The following is a 23,813-nucleotide window of genomic DNA, read 5'->3' as shown; positions in this document are numbered from 1 at the left end:
TTTAACTTAATTTACATTTTATTAAATGTAATATAATTCTTCCCAAAATGTGGTTTAGTGTTGCGTAAAGTTTTCATGTACCACTAAAAAATCCACCAAACTTTCTTCATCATTAAATTCTAGCTCATAGTCAAATTTAGTTTTTTCAATTACTATTATTTTTATATTACTATCTCTTGCTGCTTTAAACTTATCAAGTACTCCCCCTTGAACACCACTGTCTTTAGTTAAAATAGCCTTAACATCAAACTGTTTAATAAAAGCTTTTTCGAGATCATATGTTATTGGTCCTTGAATTGCAATAATATCTATTATTTTTATTCCTGCATCAACTATTTTGCTTAAAACAGACGGTGAAGGTAAAATCCTATGAATTACTCTGTAATTAAAATCTATATTTATAAATTTAGTTACATTATTTCCGCCTGTAGTATTTAATACATTTCCATTTAAAGTTTTTATATATTCTATAGCTTCATCATAGTCTTTTACTCTTATTATATTGTCACAACTTATTTGCTCTAAAGCACCTAACCTTTCATATCTCACATATTTAATGTTAAGCTCTTTAGAGCACTCAATTGCATTCTTGGTTACTTCAGCTGCATATGGATGAGATCCATCAACTAAAATATTTAATTTATTATTTTGAATCCACAACTTCATTTCTTCTTTATTTAGCGGTTTTGTATTCAAATCTTTAATCTTATATTCTTTAAGTAACTGCCCACCATAAGAAGTTGCTGTACTAACTGCAATTTCATCTGTATATTTATTTATTAATGATAATATCTTCTTACCTTCTGATGTTCCTAAAATGAATCCTATCACTTTATTTTCCTCTATTTAATACTTTCTATTATTTCTTATCTCTCTTTTTATCGGAATAGCCCCTTGGTGTTATAAACTTTCCATCCTTATAGAAACTCTTAGAATTACCTATTGTAACTATAGACATCATATCTACTATTTCATCATTAAACTTACCAAGAGTTGATAATGTAATGCTTTCTCCGTCTCTAAGTGCATGCTTTACAACTGCAACTGGAGTTTCATCATTTCTAAATTTTCTTATTATTTCAATACATTCCCTCAAATAATGTGGTCTGCCTTTACTTCTTGGATTATATAAAGATATTATAAAATCACCTTCTGCTGCTAACTTTACTCTCTTTTTTATATCTTCATAAGGTGTCATCAAATCGCTTAAACTTATATTACAGTTATCATGCATAAGTGGCGCTCCAACTACTGAACCTGCTGAACTTGATGCTGTTATTCCAGGAATTATTTCTACTTCTTCATCACTTTTCATTTCTAAAATAAGTCCTGCCATTCCATAAATTCCAGAATCACCTGTACTTATTATTGCAACATCTTTTTCTCTAGATATATCAAGTGCCTGTCTGCATCTAGCTTCTTCACCCATCATTCCTGTTGAGTATAGTTCTTTACCTTCTAGTAATTCTTTTATCATATCTATGTATTTAGAATATCCAACAATTACTTCACTTTCTTCAATGGCCTTTAAAGCCCTAAGTGTCATATTTTCTATACTTCCTGGTCCTATTCCAATCACTCTTAACTTTCCCATTCTATTCTCCAATCACTATAATCATGTTTTTTATCTATATAAATTTGTTTAATCATAATCTTTTTAAGGTTTTATATATGCATATCCTTCATGTTGTTTATCAACAAGCTCTAAAACGCCCGCTGGCACAACTTCTACAAATTCAATTAGTTTATCTTTTGCTAATCCATTACTCATTAATGCATTATTACAAGCTACAAATTTAACGCTTCTGTGGTGTAATGCTTTCATATTAGCATATCTTTTTTCCATATTTTTCTCGTAGTATTGTACAGCTTCACCATTAGCTAAAATTTCAATTTTTATATTTTCTCCATCTACTGAATTTAATAAATTATCTGCATTTTTTAAAACCATATTCCATTTATTCATTTCATCTATATGAAATATAACTCTTCTCTCTAACATTAATTCACCACTCCAATTGCCAACGTCATTCCTTCATGCTTAATTTTACTTATTATTACTTTAGCACTTGCAAGATCAACACATGGCTCACATACCCCTGTTACCCCTAGTGTTTTTAATACAAATTCACTTCTTTCATATTTATCCTGTACAGTTTTAATTTTTTCTCTTTCAAATGTTCTAAAAGGACATTTAAGCTTTTTAGCAGCTTCCATTATCCCCTGCTCATCTTTTTTAACATCTACAGAAACAATTTCTTTCACTGATTTTATATCAAAATTATATTTCTTTAAGCTATCTTCTATAAATTTTATTATTTTTTCATAAGGAGTATTACGTCTGCATCCTATGCCTAGGACTAAATCCTTTTTTATAAGTTTTAATATCTTTGAATAATCTAAGTTCTCTTTTTCTAAATAAGCAATTTTATTAGTCACCCAAATAGAATCTTCATTTAGTTCCTCTATTCTTTCATATCCTTTACTTATTTCTATTAAATTATATTCATCTTTAATTCCAACAGTCTTATTATCAACTAATAAAGCTGCAATATACTTCGCACTTTTTAAATTATCTATTATCAAATCATATTTTTTAGCCAAAATATCAGGGCCTATTATTCCCATAGTGTCAGTTGCTGTTGTTATAACTGGCTCTGCATTTAATATTTCCGAAACCTTTAAAGTAATCTCATTTCCTCCACCTAAATGTCCGCTTACAAGACTTACAGCATATTTTGAAGATAAATCTACTACAACTACACCTGGATCTTTATCCTTTCCCTGTAAAAGTGGTGCTATGGCTCTTACTGCAATACCTGTTGAGGATATGAATATAATTTTAGACGAGATATCAAAAGCTTCTTTTGTAACCTTACTCAAGTTAAATTCTTTTCCATATACTTTTATTTTCTCATTCTTATTTCCTAAGAAATCACTAATATATCCATCTGACGCATCTTTAATATAAAGAGTGCAAGCCAGTTCATTTTGAAGCTTTATTCCTAAATTTAGGCCTTTAGGTGATGGACAAATTATACTTATACTTTCTTTTTCATCACTTAACAACATTTTCTTTCACCACATTTCCCAGGAAATTATCTTGTATTAATTTCAATTTAACTTTTTAATTAAAACTTTTATGATTGTAATTATTAGTCGTTCATATCTTTTTGTCCTTCTCTAAACATATGAGAAAAACTCTTATCATATAAAAGACTCTTTTCAAAATCACTATCAATAAAATCTCCAACTAATATTTGAGCACATTTAGTTATATTTGCTTCTTTAACTTTATCAGCAATATTCTCTAAAGTTCCTATTATTATTCTTTCATCTGGCCATGTGGCCCTTTCTACGACTGCTATTGGTACGTCGTTTCTCTTATATCCTTTTTTAAGCTTATCAACCACTTTATCAATCATTGAAATTGATAAAAATATAGCCATTGATGCACCCACAGAAGCTAATATTTCTAAATCTTCTGTTTTTGGTACTGGAGTTCTTCCTTCTACTCTTGTTAATATTACTGTCTGAGTAACTCCTGGCAGCGTAAATTCTCTATTTATTGCAGCGGCTGCACCTGTAAATGAACTTACTCCTGGAACTACTTCATAAGGAATACTAACCCTATCAAGCTCTACCATTTGCTCTCTTATTGCGCCATATATAGATGGATCACCAGTATGTAATCTTACAACTAATTTTCCCATACGTTCTTCCATAGTCATTATTTCCATGACATCTTCAAGTGTCATATGCGCTGAATTATAAATTTGAGCATCCGGTCTACAATATTCTAAATGATCTTTAGAAACAAGTGACCCTGCATATATTACGACATCAGCTCTTTCAAGTAAATCTCTACCTCTTACAGTAATTAAATCTGCCGCTCCTGGACCTGCACCTATAAAATAAATCATAATTAACACCCCTTTTTTCAATTCACAATTCACGATTCAAAATTCACAATTTTAATCAATTCACTATTCACAGTTCACAATTTTAATCAATTTAGAATTCACAATGCACAATTCATGACGAAAGGCGCGCCTTTCTATAAATTATATTATTTTCAGAAATTCCTGTAAGGAATTTCCTCCTTAATTGTGCATTGTGAACTGTGAATTGTTAATTGCCTAACTTCTGCTTGCTATTATTAAAGACATATAATCTCTTACTTTAAGTATTTCTTCTCTATCAGTAAGTACTATCTGACCTTCACGTCCAACTCTGCTTGCATATATATAATCAAAACCTTTTTCTTCTAAAGTATTTAAAACTTCTTCTTCATGTTTGTAAACCTTCATTACAACTATGAACTTTTCATCAGTAATTTCTTTTACTTTTGTAGCTGGCATAACCACAAGATTTTCATTTCCAACAACTAATGTTCTGTCAACTAAACTTGCTGCTGCACAAAATGAAGTTATTCCCGGTATTGTTTCTACTTGAAATCCATCATCTCTCATATGTTTTAACATATGACTATATGTGCTATAAACATATGGATCGCCTATTGTTAAGAATGCAACATTCTTTCCTTCTCTAAGCTTTGATTCTATAAACTCATAAGCTTCCAAAGCTTTTAGTACTCTATCTTTCTTTCCCATTGGAAAATGTTTTATTACTATTTCTGAATCTTCTCTTATATATTCTCTAGCCGTCTCAAGTGCTATACTTTCTCCACCATAAGTAGCACTTGGGGCAACAATTACATCACAGCTTTGAATTATTCTTACCGCCTTAACTGTTAGTAATTCTTTATCACCTGGTCCTACACCTATTCCATATAAAGTTGCCATTTTCTAATTTCTCTCCTCACTAAACCACGTTATATTCTTCTATATATTTTAGTAATAAACTTTTCTTTCAATCTTATTAGAATATAACATTATTCTTTTATTTATCCTAAATATCTATTATTCATGTTAACTTCTAACTCTTAATCCTTAACTGACTTAAAACATTGTATAACATATATAGGGTTAAGAGCCATCATCATTAGACTATTCCCACGATTCTTACTTATGCTTACCAATGATACATCTACCTTGTAGTCTAAATTTTTCATTATTTCTATTCCTTTATAAGCATTATCCAAAGTTATAAAATTCATAACAATAACACCATCATTTTTTAAAGCTGCATTACACTTTAAAAGTATTTCTTCTAAATGACCACTACTTCCCCCTACAAATATAGAATCAAACTTAATATTGTTATCTAAAAGTTCATCTAAGCAACTGCTTCCTTCTTTTTTAATAATTTCTACATTATCACAATTAAACTTTTCAATGTTCTTTTGAGTAATTTCAAAAGCTTCATCTTCTTTTTCAATTGCTATAACTTTCCCCTTCTTAGCTATTAATGCAGCTTGAACTGTTATACTTCCTGTACCACATCCAACGTCTAATACTAAAGAATCTTCACTTATATTCATTTTTCCTATAGAAAGCATTCTTATTTCTTCTTTTGTCATTGGACACTTTCCTCTGATGAATTCCTCATCTTTTATAAACTTCATTATTATCCTCCATAATATGTCTTTATTCTTGTATAACAATAAATATATTTAAAGGTTCAAAATTTCCATTTATGAACTCTTTCGGTTTTCCTATACTTATAACCTCATCATCATATGATAAATTTTCACCTATTATCACAGTGCAGTCTACATTGTTTTTGTGTAGTATTTTACATAACTCACATGGATTGTTTTCCTTATCTGTAAGCCAAATTGTCATATTATTTTCATTAACTTTTTTTAAAAACTCATCTTTTCTTCCATGTAAACTGCCTAAAACAGCATTATTCCAAGGAAGTTTAACTTTTGAAGTTAAGTATTGAAATGAACTTATTCCTGGTATTATTTCAAATTCCATAGTTGTTTTATTTTTTATATAATTAGTTATTCCATAAAATGTCGGATCACCTGATGCTACTATACATATGATTTTATTCTCATACTCACTTTTATCTATTATAAACTTATCTAAATCACTTAATTTTTTCATATATACTTTTTCTCCATATATAAAATCAAGTGATTTAAGTGCTCTTTCAAATCCCAAAATATAATCTGCTTCTTTTAATATGTCTGTTGCTCTTTTTAATATATAATCTGTATTACCTGGTCCAAGACCTACAATATAAATCAATTTATCACCATCCATTACTCGATTTATGCCCTTTAGGGTACCCAGTAGAGCAATTCACAACTTAAAATTTCATTAATCATCAAAGGATTTCCAAAGTAAAATCGGATTACTTGCACCATAATAAGTAACAACTTCCACATCCATTTCATTATAAACATACTCTTTAATTTTATTTAAAATCTTAGTGCCTATATTTTTATATAATTCATCATAGCCATCACCAAGTAACTTTACTGCCCCTTCTGTTGTCTTTTGATTTAAGACTTCATTAACAAGTGAAATATCATATCCAAGAAGAGCAAGTTCAAGTGCAAATACTTCTAATCTTACCCCATTAATTCTACTGTGAGTATTAAAGCAACCATAAGCTATCTTGCTCATTTTTCCTATATGCCCTACTACAACAACAGATTTTATTTTGTATGAAACACATATATCTAATGCAAATCCTATATAATTAGAGCAGATTACTATTTCACTACTATTAAACCCTAGCTTCTTACAATAATTCTCGCCTAAATTTCCAAAAGTTAAAACTAATCTTTCATTGTTTAATGCCTTTTGTGTAATTTCTAATTTTATAGAAGCTTTAAGTGCATCTTCTGACATTGGATANTTGTTTAATGCCTTTTGTGTAATTTCTAATTTTATAGAAGCTTTAAGTGCATCTTCTGACATTGGATAAACTATTCCACTTGTTCCAAGTATTGATATTCCACATTGAATCCCAAGCCTTGGATTAAAAGTTTTCTTTGCTATTTCTTCACCTTGCGGCACAGATATTGTAACCTCAACTCTCTGTCCATTCTTAAGAGCACTCATTACTTCCTGCTTTATCATTTTCCTTGGCACAGGATTTATTGCCGGCTCTCCTTTTTTAACAAACAAACCTTCTTTTGTTACAGTTCCAACACCTATCCCACCTTTCAAAACAACTACTTCCACATCTTCAATTTCATTGAATTCTTCAGATAAATTCTTAGTTTCTTCTTCATCACTTATCTTTCTTACTTTTGCCCTTATTTCTATTCCATTTGTAATATCAGGATCATCACCACTGAATTTTAATATTGTACATTCAACATAGTCTTCACCTTTTTCAATTTTTTCGATAGGCATATTTATTTTTATATTTTTAGGAGATAATATTTCTATTTCTGAAATCTCTTTTTCTTTATTAAAAAGCATTATTGTTGCAGCTTTTGCAGCTCCTGCACTACAAGATCCTGTAGTATAACCACATCTTAATTTTTTCCCATCACTTTCTACATACATCTCAAACAAAATATCACCTCCTGAACTTTTTTAGTTTTTTCATTATATTACTGAAATTATTTCTAACTATTCACTTTTTAAAGGGAACTCACTATTCACATTCGTTCATAGGAGTGCACTCTATGTAAGTTCAAAGGCATATAATGCTTGGTGAGGTACGAGCCTAACATTATAGCCCATCTTCATCTACCGATGAAGATGTTTCCTTAAATAATTCCTTCTAATCCCCATAAAATAAGCAAATTCTTAAATTCTTAAATTCTTAAATTCTTAAATTCTTAAATTCTTAAATTCTTAAATTCTTAAATTCTTAAATTCTTAAATTCTTAAATTCTTAAATTCTTAAATTCTTAAATTCTTAAATTCTGGGCATTTTATCATTCTTTAAATATTTGTGCAAACATTTTTTAATATTAATTTCGCTCAACCACCATATACATAAGTGCATTAACAATTGCTGCTGCTACAGTGCTTCCACCTTTTCTTCCTTTTACTCTTATATATGGAATGTTAAGCTCATCCATGTTTTCTTTACTTTCTGCTGCACCTACAAACCCAACTGGTACAGCTATTATAAGCTTTGGATTTGCTTTTCCTTCTTTTATTAATTCTTTAAGTCTAAAAAGTGCTGTTGGTGCATTTCCAAAAACAAATATATCTACATTGTCACTGCAGGCTTTTTCTACAGCCGCCATACTTCTTGTAATGCCTTTTTCTTTAGCTTCCTTATGAACTACTTCTTCATTTACATAACAGATAACCTTGCTGTTTGTTTTAGATAAAGCCATTTTATTTATTCCATTAAGAGCCATATTAGTATCTGTATATATTGTAGCACCTTTTTTAAATAATTCTTTTGCAGTTTCTATTGCATCTTTACTTATATCAACTAACTCTTTATATTCAAAATCAGCTGTTGTATGTATAGTTCTTTTAACTATCATAAGCTCCTCATCATTAAATGAATGAGTTCCCATTTCTTCGCCAATTATTTCAAAACTTCTTTCTTCTATTCCCATAGGATTTTTTAAATAACTCATATCTTAAAATTCCTTCTTAATTCAATTATTTTTATGGTATGTAATGCTTGGTGAGGTACTAGCCTAGCAGTATAGCCAATCTTCATCTAGCGATGAAGATGTTTCCTTAGGCATATAATGCTTAGTGAGGTACGAACTTAGCAGTATAGCCCATCTTCATCTACTGATGAAGATGTTTCCTTAGGCATATAATGCTTAGTGAGGTACGAACTTAGCAGTATAGCCCATCTTCATCTACTGATGAAGATGTTTCCTTAGGCATATAATGCTTAGTGAGGTACGAACTTAGCAGTATAGCCCATCTTCATCTACTGATGAAGATGTTTCCTTATATTTATATTCTTATTTCATCAATTCCTTAAAAAAATCTAAATTTCCAAGAAAATTAATATGTGCATATCCAGCTAAAGTATTCTTTTTTAAATAGCCACACTTCCATTTTAAAACTTCCCCATTATATTGAGTTTTTTCCACTTCATAGATAGGTTCTTCATTTAATTCAACATCAGACTTATGAAATTCATGTGCATTTATTTTTATATTATTAGTAAAATATTCATTTTTTATATTAACTGTGCAATAACCAAAACGTGTAAGTCTTTTAGTCATAAAGCTTTTTCCCTCTAAAAAGCCTACCATTTTACATCCATCAATTTCATCTGTTAAGTACATAAGTCCACCACACTCAGCATAGCACCTAAGACCATTATCCAAAGCTTCTTTTATACTATTCCTCATTGAAACATTACTTTCAAGTTCTTCTTTAAATACTTCTGGATAACCTCCTCCGATATATAAAAAGTCCAAGTTTTTTGGAAGCTTTTCATCATTTATTGGACTAAAGTAAATAACGTCACCAACTTCTTCTAAAAGCTCTATGTTATTCTTATAATAAAAACTGAATGCTTTATCTAAAGCAACTCCAATTCTTATATGTTTTCTTTTTAATTCTTTTATGCTTTTACCACATATATTTTCATTATTATCTTTAAATGCTTCCATTAAATCTAATATTCCATCTATATCAACATGCTTTTTAATTAAATCTGCACATATGTCTAGCTTTTCTTTAAGATCTAAAACTTCCATACTTTGAACAAGGCCTAGATGTCTGCTGCTTAAAGATACTTTTTCTTCCTTTGGGACATATCCAAGTACTTTGACATCACAGTTGCTTTCTATTGAATACTTTAATAATTTATAGTATTTTTCACTAACAGAATTTAAAATAACACCTACTATATTAGCATTCTTAAAGCTTTTTAATCCATTTATCTCAGCACATAAAGTTGTACTTTGCCCCTTTGGAGACATTACTAAAACTATTGGCATATTATCAAGAATTCTTGAAACATCATATGTTGATGCCTCATATGAAACACCAATACCATCATATAAGCCCATTACTCCTTCAAGTATTCCAACATCTCCGCACCCTTTTGAGTAATTATACTTTAAACCTTCTTCTCCCATTAAATATACATCTAGATTTCTTGAGGCCTTACCTGTAACTTCTTTATGAAAAGCCGGGTCTATATAATCTGGGCCTACTTTATATCCTTGAACGTCTAAATTTCTATCCTTAAGAGCTTTCATAAGACCTAAAGTAAATGTGGTTTTACCGCCACCACTATGACTAGAGGCTATTATTATAGACTTCATGTTATAAACTCCTTATTTTTAATTATTACAAATAAGTTATATATATATTAATTATTTTCATACTTAAGAAAACTTAACCTATAACAACCTATTTTCTTTTTCTAAGCTTTTTTGTCTTTCCTGCATCTAAATATCTCTCTTCAATTAAATCATGAATTCTATTTATGTATAGATGTCCAAATTTATCAAATTCACCTAGTCCATGCATATGTAAGCGTACTTCTATTCCTTCTCTTTCTAACATGCTTTTTAATGAATCATCTTCATCTGATGCCATATCATTTTTAGCATGATCTCCTGCTACTAATAATAATGGTACTAGCTTAGTTTTCTTTATATTTTTCTTTTTCATTCTTTTAATGCAGCTTTCTATACTTGGATAACCTTCAACTGTTGCAACAAATACATTATCATAATCTTCATCCACTAAAACTGTCTGCAGCATTCCATATACTGCATTACCATAATGTGCAGTTCCGTGACCAAATAGTACTACACTTTCTTCATTTTCTAAGACTTCTTTTATACTTTCAATAAACAAAGAATAATCCTTAGGAAGTCCTTCCATACCTTGATAATAGAAAATTGGACGTCCAATCTTAATACTTTTAAAATCATCCTTATGTATTTTTACTATACCTTTTATATAATCAAATTCTTCTCCTGGTATTATATGAAGTGGTTGAACAAGGACTTCTTCATATCCCTTTTCTCTTAACTCCTCTAAAGCTTCTTCTGGCGTAGGAATATTAATGCCATCTCTATTTTTTATTTTCTTTATTATCATGTGAGCTGTAAATGCTCTATAAACATCATATTCTTTAAATTCTTCCTTTATTTTATTTTCAATCTTTTCAATGGAATTTTTTAAAGCATCCATATGACTTGTTCCAAAACTTACAACTAAAATTGCCTTTTTCATTCTTTCTCCTCCAAATAAAATAACTTGTCGGTTGAAGCAAGCATTTATATATTAACAAGATGCTTATTTTTTAAACTTTTCTGCATCTTTAGGATAGTTCTTATATAATACGCTAAGTAAAAAATCCCAAATTACCTATTCAAAGATAATAAGGGATAATATAACAAAACAAGAATATATATAATTTACTCTTACGTTGCTATTATCCTTCCCACCGAAAGCAATAGTAATTCTTTCCAAGGCAGGTCTCCTGACTTTGGTATCTTCCTTAAAGTTCTACCTTCCCAAGATATAAATCTCAGTGGTTTACTAGAGCTTAAGTCCTCCATTACAGTAGCGGGGGCTGTAGCAGCTTTTCACTGCTTTCCCTTTTAATTTAATTACATAAAATAATTAAAACCTTGAAATCATTATTTAAAATTATAGATTACAACTGTGTTTTATTCAATAGAATAAAACATTCTTTTTATGTGAGTTTTTGAATTATAAATATAATTGCAGATAAAATAATAAGTATTGCAATTATAATATTGTAAAATTTTCCTATCAAGCTTCCAAATTCTGTTGGTTTAACCTTTATGTCTTCTATCTTTGTTTTTACAACTAGCTTTCCATTCTCTTTATATAAATTTAATATTATTGTCTTATTAGTATTTCTTATAAGTTTATCATATACAACCATATCTTCTGTATCTTCATAAGAGAGTATTAAATCAGTTTGCTTATTTAAATTATCTGCTACAAGAACTTTAGTTTCTTGTTTTCCTGGATAAATCTTAGAAATCTTTAAAGGACTCTTTTCTATTCCAGTATAAGAAAATTTTAAATTAGTCAAAATTTCATCTGTGCAATTTCTAACAACCAGCCTTGGATTAATACTATACATATCAGATAAATTCATTTTTTTCATCCCTTCATAGTATTTATGAGTTTTTCATAAACTCAACCACACTTTCCATATTTTCATTATGTCCAGAATTATTTATTTCATTATCTAAAGATTCATTATTTTTGAATTCTTTGCCCTCTTGAAAATATATACTGGCCACATGTATTTCTTTAGAAAAGTCTTCATTACTTAAGAACTTACCTATTATTAATATATCTTTCAAATTATCTCCATTAAAATCCATAAAAGCTACACAGTTAACTTCTTCAAATCTACCTTTATTATTTCCATAGAATGCTGGTAGCTTATATAATATATTATTATTTCTATCTGCTATATAAAAAACAGCAATATCATTTCCATCTTCTCTTTTTAACCCAGAAATAAATTTTATATCACCATAGTTATCAATTTTTGTATCAAAAGATTGATTTTCTTGAGCCACAAAACCACCATCTTTGATATCATTTAAAGTTCTTTTGACAGGTGTTGTGTCATTAATTAATGGAAATGCACCTTCACCAATTCCCCAAAGATTATTTTCACTGCTCTTTTCATTATATTTAATATTTAAAACTATAGAGTTTTCTTTAAATTCTATTTCTATATTACCACTATGTTCCCAGCCATCTTCATCAAAATCATAAGATAATTTATTATTTTCTATTTGCCCATTTATATCTACTTGTGCAATATGTGCTAAATTTTCTGTTGCTGAATATACACTTCCATTGACATACCCTTTCTCATCAACATCAAGGTCAACAGTTGTACCATATTTAAAATCTTGAATCAAAAGTTTTTCATTAACCCAGTGTCCAGCATATGCTGAATAATCTATTTTTTTCTCTTCACTTACTCCACTATTAATTTCTTTCTCATCCTTTTCTTCAACTACAGCTTTATTGTTGTTTTCATTTTCTTTCTTTTCTTCTTTACTACATCCTATACTTGAAAAGCATAATGTAATTATCAATATATAAGTATAAAATTTTTTCATAATTCTACTCCATCAATTTATTTACTTCAATTATAAATTATACCACCTGCTATATAGTAATGTATATTATAAAAAATCATCAAAGCTATTGTATATTAATTTCTAAATTCCAAATTATATAGAATACAATAAGAATAAAAAATATATCTAGTAGAGGATTTATCCTCTACTAGATATATTTTTTATTCTTTCTTTTCACTTTGCTTTATTAACTGATTAGTGTAAACTGTTGCGCCTGTAACTAATATTCCTTGAATAATTGAATCAACTGAAACTCCTAAAATTCCAATAGCTCCAGCAACTCCAAATATTAATAAAGTAATAGGAATATATTTATCTGATATCTTTTGAGTGCTCTTTAATATCATTCCTAAAATATATAGGGCTGGTATTAAAATTAAAGCATTCTGTACTATATAATTTGCAACTTCCATCTCTGTTCCCCCTTAATTTACATATACATTATTTTATATTGAAAGTTTCTCATCATTATTCATAATATGTAAATTAATTTAAAATAGTTATATAATTTAAATTAATAAGACAGATGGAAATATGATAACTTCCATCTGTCTTATTATTTAAATATATAGTCTTTTATATATTATTTATTTTATAATTATAGTAATCATTTTAATTCAAATTATCTTCATTCTATAATTTTCTTCCCATCATAACCCCCATTGCTGAGGCCATCATTAATCCTCTTGTCCAGCCGCTTGAATCACCTAAACAATATAGGCCTTTAATATTTGTCTCAAAATCTTTATCGATGACTATTTTATTACTGTAGAATTTTATTTCTGGTCCATAAAGTAAAGTCTCTGGACTTGCAAATCCTGGGACTACTGTATCCATTGCCTGAATAAAATTAAGTATATTTGTCATTGTTCTGTATGGAATTGCAGAAGTTAAATCACCTGCAACTGCATCTGGAAGAGTATATCTTACATTTGATTGAGAAAGTTCTTTTTCCCAAGTTCTCTTACCATCTAAAATATCTCCATATCTTTGAACTAAAATGCTGCCATTTCCAAGCATATTAACAAGTTCTGCAACTTTTTTGCCATATTCAATGGGTTCATTGAATGGCTTAGAAAAATTATGTGAACTCAAAATTGCAAGGTTTGTGTTATTTGACTTTTTATCCTTATATGAATGACCATTAACTATAGCAAGATCATTATCATAGTTTTCCTGACTAACAAATCCACCCGGATTTTGACAGAAAGTTCTTACTTTATTTTTAAATGGAGCTGGATACCCAATAAGCTTTGATTCATAAAGAACATCATTTATACTTTCCATAATTTCATTTCTAAGCTCTACTCTAACTCCAATATCAACTGTTCCTGCACAATGTTCAATATTGTGATCTACACACATATCTTTAAGCCAGTCTGCACCTTTTCTTCCTGCCGCAACAACTACCTTATTACATAATATTCTTTGATCTTTTGTCTTAGTTAATGAATCACTTATAAGTACACCGTTAATCAAATTATCTTTTATTATAAGATCTTTCACAACAGTATCAAATTTAATTTCAATACCTTCTTCTATAAGATATTCTTGAATTTTCAAATATATTTCATGAGCCTTTTCTGTACCTAAATGTCTAATAGGACAATCAACTAGCTTTAAACCTGCTTGTATCGCTTTTTTTCTTATTTCTTTAACTGCTTCATCTTTGCCTACACCTTCTACATGTGTATCTGCGCCAAAACTCAAGTATATTGAATCTGTATAATCTATATATTCCTGTGCAACATCTGCTCCAATAAGCTCTGGCAAATCTCCTCCTACTTCATAACTTAAAGATAATTTTCCATCTGAAAATGCTCCTGCACCTGAAAAACCAGAAGTAATATGACAGTATGGCTTACAAGATACACATTTTTTTAATTTAGCCTTTGGACACTGTCTTTTATCTATACTTCTTCCCTCTTCTATTAATAGAATGTTATAATTTGGTTTTTGGTTTTTAAGTTCATAAGCAGTAAATATCCCAGCTGGGCCCGCACCTACTATTATTACATCATAATTCATGATTTACATCTCCCTTTCAATTAAAGTCAAATGCTTAGTAGACACTTATAGCCACGAGCAATTTACGGTAGCTCGGTAGAAACATTCCACCCTTATTGCAGAATTTATACAAGTGAATATTAATATGTTTTTTTATATTTATTATTCTTATTTACAGATATATTCTAGCGTATTTCAATATATTTGACAATATTTTTTGCGAAAAATTAATATTCAAAAGCAAAAACACGAATGTTGTTATATTTTTATTTGTTTTTTATCTTACTGTATTTTTCTATTTTGAAATAATTGATTTACTTTCTCATTTATACATGTATAATTTAAGTTATAGTAGAAATATTATAATAATACTTATTAAATTTAAGGAGAAAGCATATGGCAATATATAACATTACATATTTTATAAGCGATACAACTGGAGGATGTGGCTGTGGAGATCATGACCATGAACATGAACATAATCATTCACATAATGATTCATGTAATTGTGGACATGATCATAGTCACAATGATGAAAAAACTTCATGTGGATGTAATCACGATCATGAACATCATCATGATGAAGAAGAAATTGATAGCGAATTAAAAATAACAGCTAAAATAAGATCTTTTGGAGCATGGGCTCAAGTTATGCCTGAATCATTTGTTGTTAAAAGCGATTTATCGGCAAAAGAAATGTATGAAGAACTAAAAAGTGTAAGCAATGCTGGTGATATATTATTAGTAACAAAAATAGATCCATCTGAAGTTGCTTATGAAAATGAAGCTCTAGTAGAATGGTTAAATAAATAAAGGACGTACTGAGTTTAGTGTGAATAACCGAAATAAAGCTCTTATGTGGTGCTCGCTTGCTACAAAAATGAAGCTAAGAATTCAAACATGCAGACTTGCACCCACAAATGTTTGCTCCAAGGCATATAATGCTTAGTGAGTTACGAACTTAGCAGTATAGCCCATCTTCATCTACCGATGAAGATGTTTCCTTTAATATGCATCGGACAAACAATTGTGGAACAAGTCTACATGAAGAATTCTAAAGCTCAATTTTTGACTGCAAGACACTGCACACATAAGAGCTTTATTTCTTTGTTTTATCTAAATTCAGAGTATCGGTATTATTGTCGCTATACATAAATATATTTTTAAATTAAGGAATAGTTATTTATAGATGTTAAAGATTTAAAAATTATAAATTTATATTTTTTCTATATTGAATAAATTCCTCAGCGTTTAAAAATGTTTTATCATAGCCTAATTCATAACATAGCTTTGTAATATGAGGTTGTTCTAGATATGCTTTTTCTAAAATCTCCTTTTGAGAAAAAACTTCTCTAGTATCTGAATCTAGCAGTATTTTTCCTTTTGCGAAAACCACTGTTCTCTCAAAGTTTTCTGCTACAAAATCCATATCATGAATAATTGTTATTACTATTTTATCATTTTCTCTTAGATGTTTTATTATAGATTTTATTTTTTCTTTTCCATAGTAATCTTGAGCTATTGTTGGCTCATCAAATATAACAACTTCAGTATCCATTGCTAAAACAGAAGCTATTGTAATTAATTTTCTGTCTGAAAGTCCTAAATCATAAGGATTGCTTTCTAATTTCTCACTTAATCCAACCATTTCTAAGGCATCTTTAGAAAACTTTAATGCCTTTTCATGCGGCATTCCTATATTTAGCGGTCCGAACATTACCTCATCAATCACTTTGTTCTTAAATATCTGATCATTAGGATTTTGAAATACCATCCCAACATGTTTTGCTATTTGTGCCACTGTCATTTCTTTTATACTTTTATCATTTAAAAGTATGTCCCCTTGTGTTGGCTTTAATAAACCTTTTAATAATTTAACAAAAGTTGTTTTTCCTGCACCATTTTGTCCAACTATTGCTGTGCTTCTTTTATCAATTATCAAAGATATATCTTTTAAAATCTGTTCATACTTTGTGTATGAGAATGATAAGTTTTTTATATCAATTTTATTCATCTATAGTTCCTCCATTTTCTTACATGAAAGAATTTTTTCTGCTTGCTTTAGAGTTACTGGATATAGATTTGTTTCCTTATCATAAAAACCAAGTTCTCTGCAGACTTCTGTAAATATCGGAGGCTTTATTCCATATTCCATAAGGTTATCCATTGAGAATATCTTTTCTGGAATATCAAAATCTATTAGTTTTCCATCATTAAGTAATAAAACTTTATCACTGTATTCTGCAATTTTTTCTATTTTATGTTCTACCATAATTATTGATATTCCTTTTTTGCTTAAAGCTTGAACTGCTCTAAACACTTCTTCACTTCCTTGTGGATCAAGTTGTGAAGTTGGTTCATCCAAAATAATAATTTCTGGTTTCATTGCAATAATACTTGCTATAGCCATCCTTTGCATTTGACCACCTGATAAATCAAATGGATTTCTATCTTTATATTTACTAATATCCAAAAGTTCCATTGCTTCATCAATGCGTTCTATCATCTCATCTCTCTTTATCCCTAAATTTTCAAGACCAAAAGCTATTTCTTCATACACAGTCATTTTTGAACCAGTTACTTGATTAAATGGATTTTGAAACACAATTCCAACCTTTTTACACATTTCAGAAGTATCACTTTTAGCGACCTCAATATCATCAATAATTACCTTTCCGCCATATGCCCCTTTATAAAAATTAGGTACAAGACCAACTAAAGCTTGGCATAATGTACTCTTACCAGAATTATTTCTTCCTATAATACCTATAAATTCTCCTGGATTTACTTCAAAAGATACATTATCAAGAACTAATTTTTCTGAAAGAGGATACTTATATTTCAAATTTTCTACAACTATTTTAGCCATAAATATCCCCTCCAAATAATTGATATTATAATTGTTAATATTAAAATTATTTTTATAAAAATATCACCTTTTGTTTTAACTTCTTCATTTAAAAATGTCTTCTTTTCTTTTGCGTTAAATCCCCTTACTTCAAGTGCTATTGCACGCTCTTTTGTATTTATTAAAGAACTCATTACGACAGGAGATATTAGAGGAAAAAATGCTTTTACACGTGTAATAAGATTTCCATCTGTTTCCATCCCCCTGCTGCGTTGAGCATCTGTGATAGTCGCCATTGTTTCTGTCATTTGTGGTATTATTTGAAATACAGAAATAAATACATATCCTATTCTTGGTGATAAACCTATTCTAACAAATGACTCTATTAAATCTGATGGATTTGTTGTAAGAACTAATATACAAAAGCTTAATAAAATGTTTAATATATTTATCCCTATGTCAAGTGCAAATATTAATCCTTCTTTATAAAATACTGCTGGTCCTATTGCGAATAAAGGATTTACATTGCCTGAGCGAAATAAACCTTGAATAATAAATACTGATAAAACTACAATAGATGAGAATCCTAATATAGGTACTACTTTCTTTAGTACTTTGCCTATCAATAATATAATTATACTCATTCCTATAAAAATTACACTGGCTATTTTAGAGCCAATAAAAAATGGTACTATAAGTGCTGTTATAATATATATAATTTTACTCATAGGATCTAGTATATTTATGATTGACTTTTTATCTTCATATAAGCTTATGCTTTTCACTTATGCTTACTCTCCTTCCATAGAGAAGTTTTTTAATTTTTACATATATTCAAAAGATAATATGTAAAAAATCTATGATTACATATTTTCTAAATGATTTTCTTCTTCATCTAAACTTTCAATCTCTTCGCTATTTTTATAAAGTGAAGTTAGAGTTTTTGGAAGTCCTTTGTATATAACAAAAACTATCAATAATGTAGCTATTTTATCTGGTAAATCTACTATGATTTCATCTATTGCTGATGCTAAAAATGCTGGTAAGTTATTTGCTATTCCCCATGCATATGCTGCATCTCCCCATACATTTCCTGTTGTTCCACCCCAGAAAATCATATTTAGAGGTGTAGATATAACAACTGCAACAAGTCCTGCAATGAGTCCTGTTATTATTGCACCATTAATATTTTTCATGTTTCCTTTATAAGCACATACACCAACTGCTACACCTATAAATGCACTAGTTAATGCATAAACTGTAGATATTGGATCCATAGTAAGCCCGTAAATAATATTATTTACAGCACCACAAATTGCTCCTGCTATTGGTCCTGCTAAGACTGCAGCAAGGCATGTACCAATTGAATCCAGCCATAGTGGTAATTTTAATAACCCTGCAAAAAGTTTTCCTAAATAATTGATACCTACAGCAGCTGGAATAAGAACCAATGCAGCTGTATTAAGCTTAAATGACCACATACTATTTTTTTTCATAATTTTATTCCTCCATTTTAATATTAAATTATATTGTGTTTACTCCTGTATATACAGGATATATCAAAACCCTTATTATGTAAAGTTATTACTTTAAAAACTTATTATTTAATTTTACTATAGCTTCAAGTGCTACAATTATTTCTCTCTTTTCTCCATCAATAGCTAAATTTTCACCTTCAACATAATTATTGACTTCATCTTTCAAATCTTTTTTATATTCTGAAACACTATTTAAAATAGAAGCTGTTTTTACCCCTCTTAAAGCACCTATTGTAAATAATGCTGCTGTTTCCATATCAGCTCCTAATATTCCTTTTGATGACCAATATTCATCAATTGTTTCTTCTTCATCTGTATAAAAACTATCATGACTTCGTGCTTTTCCAATAAAATATCTATACTTCTTCTCCTTGGCTGCTTCACAGGTACTAAGCAGTACGTCAAAGTCTGGAATGGCTGGATATATGGATTCTATATAAGCTTTTGATGCCCCTTCATCTCTTACTGCACCATTAACGAGAATAATGTCTCCTAAGTTAATATTTGAGTCTAATGCACCACAGCTCCCTATTCTTATCATGACTTCAACCCCTATATTGTATAATTCTTCAACTACAATTCCAGTTGAAGCTCCACCCATTCCTGTGGATACTGCTATTATCTTTATTCCTTTATAGTATCCAGAAATACTTCTGTGCTCACGATTATAAGAAATCTCCTTTGTATCTGTTAAAAATTCTTTAATTCTATCAATACGCTTAGGATCTCCAGGCAAAAGTGCATATTTTGCACTGTCTTTTATGCCACAACGTATATGTGGTTGTAATAAGTTATTTTCTTTCATTTTTATCTCAGCTCCTCTTCAAGCTTGTACATGCTTTATAAATCTCTTTGGTTAATTAATAATTCATAATCTTTTACTATAACATTTGAGTTTTGAATATCTATAACTCTATTTTCTTTTAATTGCTTTAACACTCTGTTTATGCTTCTCTGAGTCACCCCCATTTTATCTCCCAAATTATCAGTTTTAATTTTTATGCAAAATTCATCTGATTCACATGATTTATTTATACTGTCTATTAAATATTGGCATATCCTTTGTTTTAATGTATATAATGTATTATTGCTAGTATTCTCACACAAAACATACGTGCTTTTACATAGTGTACGCATTAAATATTGACTAAAATTTTTATCTATATCTATCCATTTTAAAAAATCATTTCTTTTAATCTCAATTAATTTTGAACTGCTTCTTGCTTTAACACTAGATACATATGGCTTATTATCAAAAATTTCTAGCTCACCAATATAATCCCCATTAGTATATGTTTGAATTAAATATTTCTTCCCTGATTCAGAAACTGTATAAATATCAAATATACCCTCAACTATTATGTAAAATGATTCTTGCTTATCTCCTTGTTCTAGTACAAACTCCTCTTCTTTATATTCTTTTACAGAAATATTTTTTAAAATTTCATATGGACATTGTTTCATCATCTCATATATTATGGGATTTGCTTCTAATATATTAAATAGCTCAATAATACATTCATTTTTCATAAATTATGTCTACCTTCTAATTTATTATTTTATATATGGCAAAAAGATATAGAATAAGATTCCATATCTTCCTGTTCATTATAGGGTTTTGAATTTTTAAGTTGTTAGTTTATTCTTACTTTAATATATTTGCTTCACTATTATTATATTATATATCTCAATATAAGTATAGGAATTTTGTCCTTAAATTACAATTTATTCATAATTATTTAATTTTTTCTTTAATAATTTGAGACATTTGTCTATAATTTGCTTTTTTGTATTATAAATATAGTATATTTTTACTTATATAACAAAATAACATTATACACCTATTAATACATAATTTTAATATTATCCTATCTAATAATATATGAAGAATAATTTGACATTGATAAAAAATAAGAGTATACTATTAAATGTTCTGAGGCCCATTGGTCAAGCGGTCAAGACGCCACCCTCTCACGGTGGAATCATGGGTTCGATTCCCGTATGGGTCACCATTTTAGAAAACATGAGCATTTACGTATGTAAATTGCTCATGTTTTTTTATTTTTCACACAATAGCTTTTGATGGCATTTTATAAATTTCCTTCTTTGCTATCTTTATTAAATTCATTAAACCAGGCTCTTTTTCTACCCACTTTCTTACTCAAGTTAGTAAGAGGTTCTGATGCAACTCCAACAGGCAAAAAGCAAACTAATTCATTTTCATCTGGTACACTCACAATCTTTGCCATTTGTCTTCTGATATTATCTGAATCAGTTATAATTCCTTCAATCCAACAGCTCTGATCCCCTAGTTCAACACATGCAAGTAGCATATTTTCAATCGCGGCTGAATAATCTTGAATATTATAACATTTACCTCTATATGAACATATTCTTTTTGTTAATACACAAATCATTGCATGAGCGGTTTCACATATAGATGAATTTACTACACTATGTAATTTATTTAAAATTTGTACATCATCAATTGCAATTAGACTTGTTGTTTGTTTATTAGATCCAGAAGGTGCAGCTAACCCTACTTCCATAATCTTTTTCAAATCATTCCTGGGAACTATAGTATCCATATATTTTCCCCTGTAGCTAGACCTCGTTAATATTGCATTAATAATATCCAAATAAATCTCCCCCCTATTCCCTCTAGCCTACATAATCATAAATAAAAAGCAAATTTCTAATTGTCTGTACTATAACTAGCAATATAGTCAACATTATCACAATAAATTTAATCAAATAGATATTATTCACCCTAAATGCTTTACTTTTTATAAAAGCCTAATTTATTAAATTCATACCATTCATTGATCTTATCTACGGATTTAGCTTTCAGATATAACATAATTTCTTTAGCAAATTCTAATGTTGCTGTTCCATTGGCAGTAATAACATTACAATCACTCGCTGCTTGTTTTTCAACATAATTATTCTCACCTTTATAATGATGAGATTGCGACTTCAAAAACTCTAATGTATTGCTTGTATGTTTTCTATTATCCAAATAACCATTTTCGCCCATAAAAAAGGTTGCACCGCAAATTGCTGCTACTGGAATATTATGATCAACTGCATAATCAACTATAGGTTTAATATCATTATTTTTATTTTCTATCCATGCATAGCCCCCAATTAATATGAGTATTGCAAAATCCTTAGGATAATCATTTATAGAATAATCAGGAATAGTGTGAAAACCTCCCATTGATATCTTAGGTTCTTTATCAAAACTTAAAGTTTTAACAACATAATCTGTTTCTGCTGCATTAAGTTCAGAGCATATATAAGCACTCTCCCAGTCAGCATATCCATCAAAAATAAATGTAAGTATTTCTTTTTTCATTATTCAGCACATCCTTTCTTAAATATTGTATATAAAAAAAGATGACACCTATATGTCATCTCAGACTGTTGACAACTAACTTCAAAATGAAGTTAGTTGTTTATTTTTATGTTAAAATATGATAGTAAAAGTAAGGTGGTGTTTCATTATGATGGGAATTAAAAAGAAAGCAGATAGAACACAAATTGAAATGTTAAGTTTAGATGATCTTGTTCCTAAAAATCATTTAGTTAGAAAAATAGATGCAGCAATAGATTTAAGTTTTATTTACGATGAAGTAAAAGATCTATACAAGCCTTACGGGCGCGAAAGCATTGATCCAGTAGTTTTGATAAAAATAGTAATGATTCAATATCTTTTTGGTATCCGTTCAATGAGACAAACACTTAAAGAAATTGAGGTTAATTTTGCATATCGTTGGTATTTGGGATATAACATGCATGAACAATTACCTCATTTCTCAACATTTAGTAAAAACTATTCAAGNATGATGGAAAGACACCAATAATGCCTTATAAACGCCCTATGACTAAACAAGGATTCTTCAAAAAATATGACTATGCTTATGATGAATACTATGATTGTTATATTTGCCCTAATAACCAAATATTAAAATATTCTACAACTAATAGAGACGGTTATAAAGAATATAAAAGTAACAAAAAGACTTGCGCTAATTGTCCATTTCTTAATCAATGTACTCAAAGTAAAAATCATGTAAAAGTAATATGCAGGCATGTTTGGGAAGAATACATGGAGCAAGTAGAAGATATAAGACATATAAAAGGTATGAAAGAAATCTATATGTTACGAAGTCAAACAATTGAACGTGTATTTGCGGATGCAAAAGAAAAGCATGGTATGAGATATACACAATATCGTGGAATAAAAAAGGTTAAGATGGAGCTTAACCTCTTATTTGCATGCATGAATTTAAAAAAATTAGCCACATGGCTGGATCGGAATGGATTATTGCCTACCAGTTCGGACAATTTATTGACCAATTTAATGAAAAATATAGAAAAAATTCTATTAATAATAGCAAAAGGGGTAAATGCAAATTTCATTTACCCTCTTTTGTCTACAAACTGA

At 29.2% G+C, this 23,813-nt stretch carries 25 protein-coding genes, 1 tRNA gene, 1 pseudogene and 2 riboswitches; of the genes and pseudogenes, 3 read left to right on the top strand and 24 right to left on the bottom strand.

Annotation, left to right across the window (positions count from 1 at the left end):
- Positions 1-54: 54 nt before the first annotated feature.
- From BN2920_RS08840 to BN2920_RS08765, 16 genes are all read right to left on the bottom strand, one after another.
- A complete protein-coding gene (locus tag BN2920_RS08840; protein ID WP_058294655.1) occupies positions 55-831 on the bottom strand; it encodes a cobalt-precorrin-6A reductase in 777 nt (258 codons plus the stop codon).
- Positions 832-859: 28 nt separating this feature from the next.
- Positions 860-1,594, bottom strand: coding sequence for a precorrin-3B C(17)-methyltransferase (gene cobJ / locus BN2920_RS08835; RefSeq protein ID WP_058294654.1), 735 nt, complete (start codon positions 1,592-1,594; stop codon positions 860-862).
- 63 nt (positions 1,595-1,657) lie between these two features.
- Positions 1,658-2,002 carry a DsrE family protein gene (locus tag BN2920_RS08830; protein ID WP_058294653.1) on the bottom strand — a complete coding sequence of 115 codons (345 nt, stop codon included), beginning with the start codon at positions 2,000-2,002 and terminating at the stop codon, positions 1,658-1,660.
- Complete coding sequence (gene cbiG / locus BN2920_RS08825) at positions 2,002-3,072, bottom strand: cobalt-precorrin 5A hydrolase (RefSeq protein ID WP_058294652.1); 1,071 nt, start codon at positions 3,070-3,072, stop codon at positions 2,002-2,004. Before cbiG ends, BN2920_RS08830 begins: the two co-directional genes overlap by 1 nt.
- 83 nt (positions 3,073-3,155) lie before the next feature.
- Positions 3,156-3,923: a precorrin-4 C(11)-methyltransferase gene (gene cobM / locus BN2920_RS08820; RefSeq protein ID WP_058294651.1), complete on the bottom strand. Its 768-nt coding sequence runs from the start codon at positions 3,921-3,923 to the stop codon at positions 3,156-3,158.
- Between the two features lie 216 nt (positions 3,924-4,139).
- Positions 4,140-4,805 carry a cobalt-factor II C(20)-methyltransferase gene (locus BN2920_RS08815; protein ID WP_058294650.1) on the bottom strand — a complete coding sequence of 222 codons (666 nt, stop codon included), beginning with the start codon at positions 4,803-4,805 and terminating at the stop codon, positions 4,140-4,142.
- 140 nt (positions 4,806-4,945) lie between these two features.
- Positions 4,946-5,527, bottom strand: a complete 582-nt coding sequence (gene cbiT / locus BN2920_RS08810) for a precorrin-6Y C5,15-methyltransferase (decarboxylating) subunit CbiT (RefSeq protein ID WP_058294649.1) — start codon at positions 5,525-5,527, stop codon at positions 4,946-4,948.
- Between the two features lie 22 nt (positions 5,528-5,549).
- Positions 5,550-6,161, bottom strand: a complete 612-nt coding sequence (gene cbiE / locus BN2920_RS08805; RefSeq protein WP_058296881.1) for a precorrin-6y C5,15-methyltransferase (decarboxylating) subunit CbiE — start codon at positions 6,159-6,161, stop codon at positions 5,550-5,552.
- A gap of 72 nt (positions 6,162-6,233) precedes the next feature.
- Positions 6,234-7,445 (bottom strand): cobalt-precorrin-5B (C(1))-methyltransferase CbiD, encoded by a 1,212-nt coding sequence (gene cbiD, locus BN2920_RS08800; protein WP_058294648.1) that lies wholly within the window; start codon positions 7,443-7,445, stop codon positions 6,234-6,236.
- A 404-nt stretch (positions 7,446-7,849) separates the two neighbouring features.
- The gene (locus BN2920_RS08795) at positions 7,850-8,476 is read right to left on the bottom strand and encodes a precorrin-8X methylmutase (RefSeq protein ID WP_058294647.1); all 627 of its coding nucleotides are present in this window, start codon (positions 8,474-8,476) and stop codon (positions 7,850-7,852) included.
- A 342-nt stretch (positions 8,477-8,818) separates the two neighbouring features.
- The gene (locus BN2920_RS08790) at positions 8,819-10,138 is read right to left on the bottom strand and encodes a cobyrinic acid a,c-diamide synthase CobB (protein ID WP_058294646.1); all 1,320 of its coding nucleotides are present in this window, start codon (positions 10,136-10,138) and stop codon (positions 8,819-8,821) included.
- 88 nt (positions 10,139-10,226) lie between these two features.
- Positions 10,227-11,060, bottom strand: a complete 834-nt coding sequence (locus BN2920_RS08785) for a sirohydrochlorin cobaltochelatase (protein ID WP_058294645.1) — start codon at positions 11,058-11,060, stop codon at positions 10,227-10,229.
- 223 nt (positions 11,061-11,283) lie between these two features.
- Positions 11,284-11,479: riboswitch (cobalamin riboswitch) on the bottom strand.
- Between the two features lie 47 nt (positions 11,480-11,526).
- Positions 11,527-11,961, bottom strand: coding sequence for a hypothetical protein (locus tag BN2920_RS08780; RefSeq protein WP_058294644.1), 435 nt, complete (start codon positions 11,959-11,961; stop codon positions 11,527-11,529).
- 22 nt (positions 11,962-11,983) lie between these two features.
- Positions 11,984-12,949, bottom strand: a complete 966-nt coding sequence (locus BN2920_RS08775; RefSeq protein WP_058294643.1) for a hypothetical protein — start codon at positions 12,947-12,949, stop codon at positions 11,984-11,986.
- A gap of 182 nt (positions 12,950-13,131) precedes the next feature.
- Positions 13,132-13,383, bottom strand: a complete 252-nt coding sequence (locus tag BN2920_RS08770; RefSeq protein ID WP_058294642.1) for a phage holin family protein — start codon at positions 13,381-13,383, stop codon at positions 13,132-13,134.
- A 220-nt stretch (positions 13,384-13,603) separates the two neighbouring features.
- The gene (locus BN2920_RS08765; protein ID WP_058294641.1) at positions 13,604-14,998 is read right to left on the bottom strand and encodes an NAD(P)/FAD-dependent oxidoreductase; all 1,395 of its coding nucleotides are present in this window, start codon (positions 14,996-14,998) and stop codon (positions 13,604-13,606) included.
- 28 nt (positions 14,999-15,026) lie between these two features.
- A riboswitch (purine riboswitch) is annotated at positions 15,027-15,130 on the bottom strand.
- 243 nt (positions 15,131-15,373) lie between these two features.
- Here BN2920_RS08765 and BN2920_RS08760 point away from each other — a divergent pair.
- A complete protein-coding gene (locus BN2920_RS08760; RefSeq protein ID WP_058294640.1) occupies positions 15,374-15,790 on the top strand; it encodes a hypothetical protein in 417 nt (138 codons plus the stop codon).
- A gap of 394 nt (positions 15,791-16,184) precedes the next feature.
- On the opposite strand, the gene BN2920_RS08755 is transcribed toward BN2920_RS08760, so the two are convergent.
- From BN2920_RS08755 to BN2920_RS08730, 6 genes are all read right to left on the bottom strand, one after another.
- Positions 16,185-16,991 carry an energy-coupling factor ABC transporter ATP-binding protein gene (locus BN2920_RS08755; protein ID WP_058294639.1) on the bottom strand — a complete coding sequence of 269 codons (807 nt, stop codon included), beginning with the start codon at positions 16,989-16,991 and terminating at the stop codon, positions 16,185-16,187.
- A complete protein-coding gene (locus tag BN2920_RS08750; protein WP_058294638.1) occupies positions 16,992-17,846 on the bottom strand; it encodes an energy-coupling factor ABC transporter ATP-binding protein in 855 nt (284 codons plus the stop codon).
- Positions 17,834-18,610: an energy-coupling factor transporter transmembrane component T gene (locus BN2920_RS08745; protein ID WP_058294637.1), complete on the bottom strand. Its 777-nt coding sequence runs from the start codon at positions 18,608-18,610 to the stop codon at positions 17,834-17,836. The genes BN2920_RS08750 and BN2920_RS08745 overlap by 13 nt, the downstream gene beginning before the upstream one ends.
- A 78-nt stretch (positions 18,611-18,688) precedes the next feature.
- The gene (locus BN2920_RS08740) at positions 18,689-19,321 is read right to left on the bottom strand and encodes an ECF transporter S component (protein WP_058294636.1); all 633 of its coding nucleotides are present in this window, start codon (positions 19,319-19,321) and stop codon (positions 18,689-18,691) included.
- An 88-nt stretch (positions 19,322-19,409) separates the two neighbouring features.
- Positions 19,410-20,168, bottom strand: a complete 759-nt coding sequence (locus tag BN2920_RS08735) for a nucleoside phosphorylase (RefSeq protein WP_058294635.1) — start codon at positions 20,166-20,168, stop codon at positions 19,410-19,412.
- Between the two features lie 35 nt (positions 20,169-20,203).
- On the bottom strand, positions 20,204-20,893 hold the full coding sequence (locus BN2920_RS08730) for a Crp/Fnr family transcriptional regulator (RefSeq protein WP_058294634.1): 690 nt from the start codon (positions 20,891-20,893) through the stop codon (positions 20,204-20,206).
- Between the two features lie 407 nt (positions 20,894-21,300).
- Between BN2920_RS08730 and BN2920_RS08725 the strand changes: the two genes are divergently transcribed.
- Positions 21,301-21,375 (top strand) — tRNA-Glu (locus tag BN2920_RS08725).
- A gap of 78 nt (positions 21,376-21,453) precedes the next feature.
- Here BN2920_RS08725 and BN2920_RS08720 read toward each other — a convergent pair.
- Positions 21,454-22,002 (bottom strand): nitroreductase family protein, encoded by a 549-nt coding sequence (locus BN2920_RS08720; protein WP_268259112.1) that lies wholly within the window; start codon positions 22,000-22,002, stop codon positions 21,454-21,456.
- 140 nt (positions 22,003-22,142) lie between these two features.
- Entirely contained in the window at positions 22,143-22,721 is a 579-nt protein-coding gene (locus BN2920_RS08715; RefSeq protein ID WP_058294632.1) for a type 1 glutamine amidotransferase family protein, read from the bottom strand.
- Positions 22,722-22,869: 148 nt separating this feature from the next.
- Here BN2920_RS08715 and BN2920_RS20980 point away from each other — a divergent pair.
- A pseudogene (locus BN2920_RS20980) lies at positions 22,870-23,813 on the top strand (transposase).

The organism is Clostridium neonatale, from assembly GCF_001458595.1.
Taxonomy (GTDB): domain Bacteria; phylum Bacillota; class Clostridia; order Clostridiales; family Clostridiaceae; genus Clostridium; species Clostridium neonatale.
The sequence above is the reverse complement of the archived record's forward strand: the minus strand, read 5'-3'. Positions and strand labels throughout refer to the sequence as shown.

Coding starts and splice junctions, on each gene's coding strand:
- cobJ (WP_058294654.1), bottom strand. CDS start 1,594: ATGGGAAAGTTAAGAGTGATTGGAATAGGACCAGGAAGTATAGAAAAT.
- BN2920_RS08830 (WP_058294653.1), bottom strand. CDS start 2,002: ATGTTAGAGAGAAGAGTTATATTTCATATAGATGAAATGAATAAATGG.
- cbiG (WP_058294652.1), bottom strand. CDS start 3,072: ATGTTGTTAAGTGATGAAAAAGAAAGTATAAGTATAATTTGTCCATCA.
- cobM (WP_058294651.1), bottom strand. CDS start 3,923: ATGATTTATTTTATAGGTGCAGGTCCAGGAGCGGCAGATTTAATTACT.
- BN2920_RS08815 (WP_058294650.1), bottom strand. CDS start 4,805: ATGGCAACTTTATATGGAATAGGTGTAGGACCAGGTGATAAAGAATTA.
- cbiT (WP_058294649.1), bottom strand. CDS start 5,527: ATGAAGTTTATAAAAGATGAGGAATTCATCAGAGGAAAGTGTCCAATG.
- BN2920_RS08795 (WP_058294647.1), bottom strand. CDS start 8,476: ATGAGTTATTTAAAAAATCCTATGGGAATAGAAGAAAGAAGTTTTGAA.
- BN2920_RS08790 (WP_058294646.1), bottom strand. CDS start 10,138: ATGAAGTCTATAATAATAGCCTCTAGTCATAGTGGTGGCGGTAAAACC.
- BN2920_RS08785 (WP_058294645.1), bottom strand. CDS start 11,060: ATGAAAAAGGCAATTTTAGTTGTAAGTTTTGGAACAAGTCATATGGAT.
- BN2920_RS08780 (WP_058294644.1), bottom strand. CDS start 11,961: ATGAATTTATCTGATATGTATAGTATTAATCCAAGGCTGGTTGTTAGA.
- BN2920_RS08775 (WP_058294643.1), bottom strand. CDS start 12,949: ATGAAAAAATTTTATACTTATATATTGATAATTACATTATGCTTTTCA.
- BN2920_RS08770 (WP_058294642.1), bottom strand. CDS start 13,383: ATGGAAGTTGCAAATTATATAGTACAGAATGCTTTAATTTTAATACCA.
- BN2920_RS08765 (WP_058294641.1), bottom strand. CDS start 14,998: ATGAATTATGATGTAATAATAGTAGGTGCGGGCCCAGCTGGGATATTT.
- BN2920_RS08760 (WP_058294640.1), top strand. CDS start 15,374: ATGGCAATATATAACATTACATATTTTATAAGCGATACAACTGGAGGA.
- BN2920_RS08755 (WP_058294639.1), bottom strand. CDS start 16,991: ATGAATAAAATTGATATAAAAAACTTATCATTCTCATACACAAAGTAT.
- BN2920_RS08750 (WP_058294638.1), bottom strand. CDS start 17,846: ATGGCTAAAATAGTTGTAGAAAATTTGAAATATAAGTATCCTCTTTCA.
- BN2920_RS08740 (WP_058294636.1), bottom strand. CDS start 19,321: ATGAAAAAAAATAGTATGTGGTCATTTAAGCTTAATACAGCTGCATTG.
- BN2920_RS08735 (WP_058294635.1), bottom strand. CDS start 20,168: ATGAAAGAAAATAACTTATTACAACCACATATACGTTGTGGCATAAAA.
- BN2920_RS08730 (WP_058294634.1), bottom strand. CDS start 20,893: ATGAAAAATGAATGTATTATTGAGCTATTTAATATATTAGAAGCAAAT.
- BN2920_RS08715 (WP_058294632.1), bottom strand. CDS start 22,721: ATGAAAAAAGAAATACTTACATTTATTTTTGATGGATATGCTGACTGG.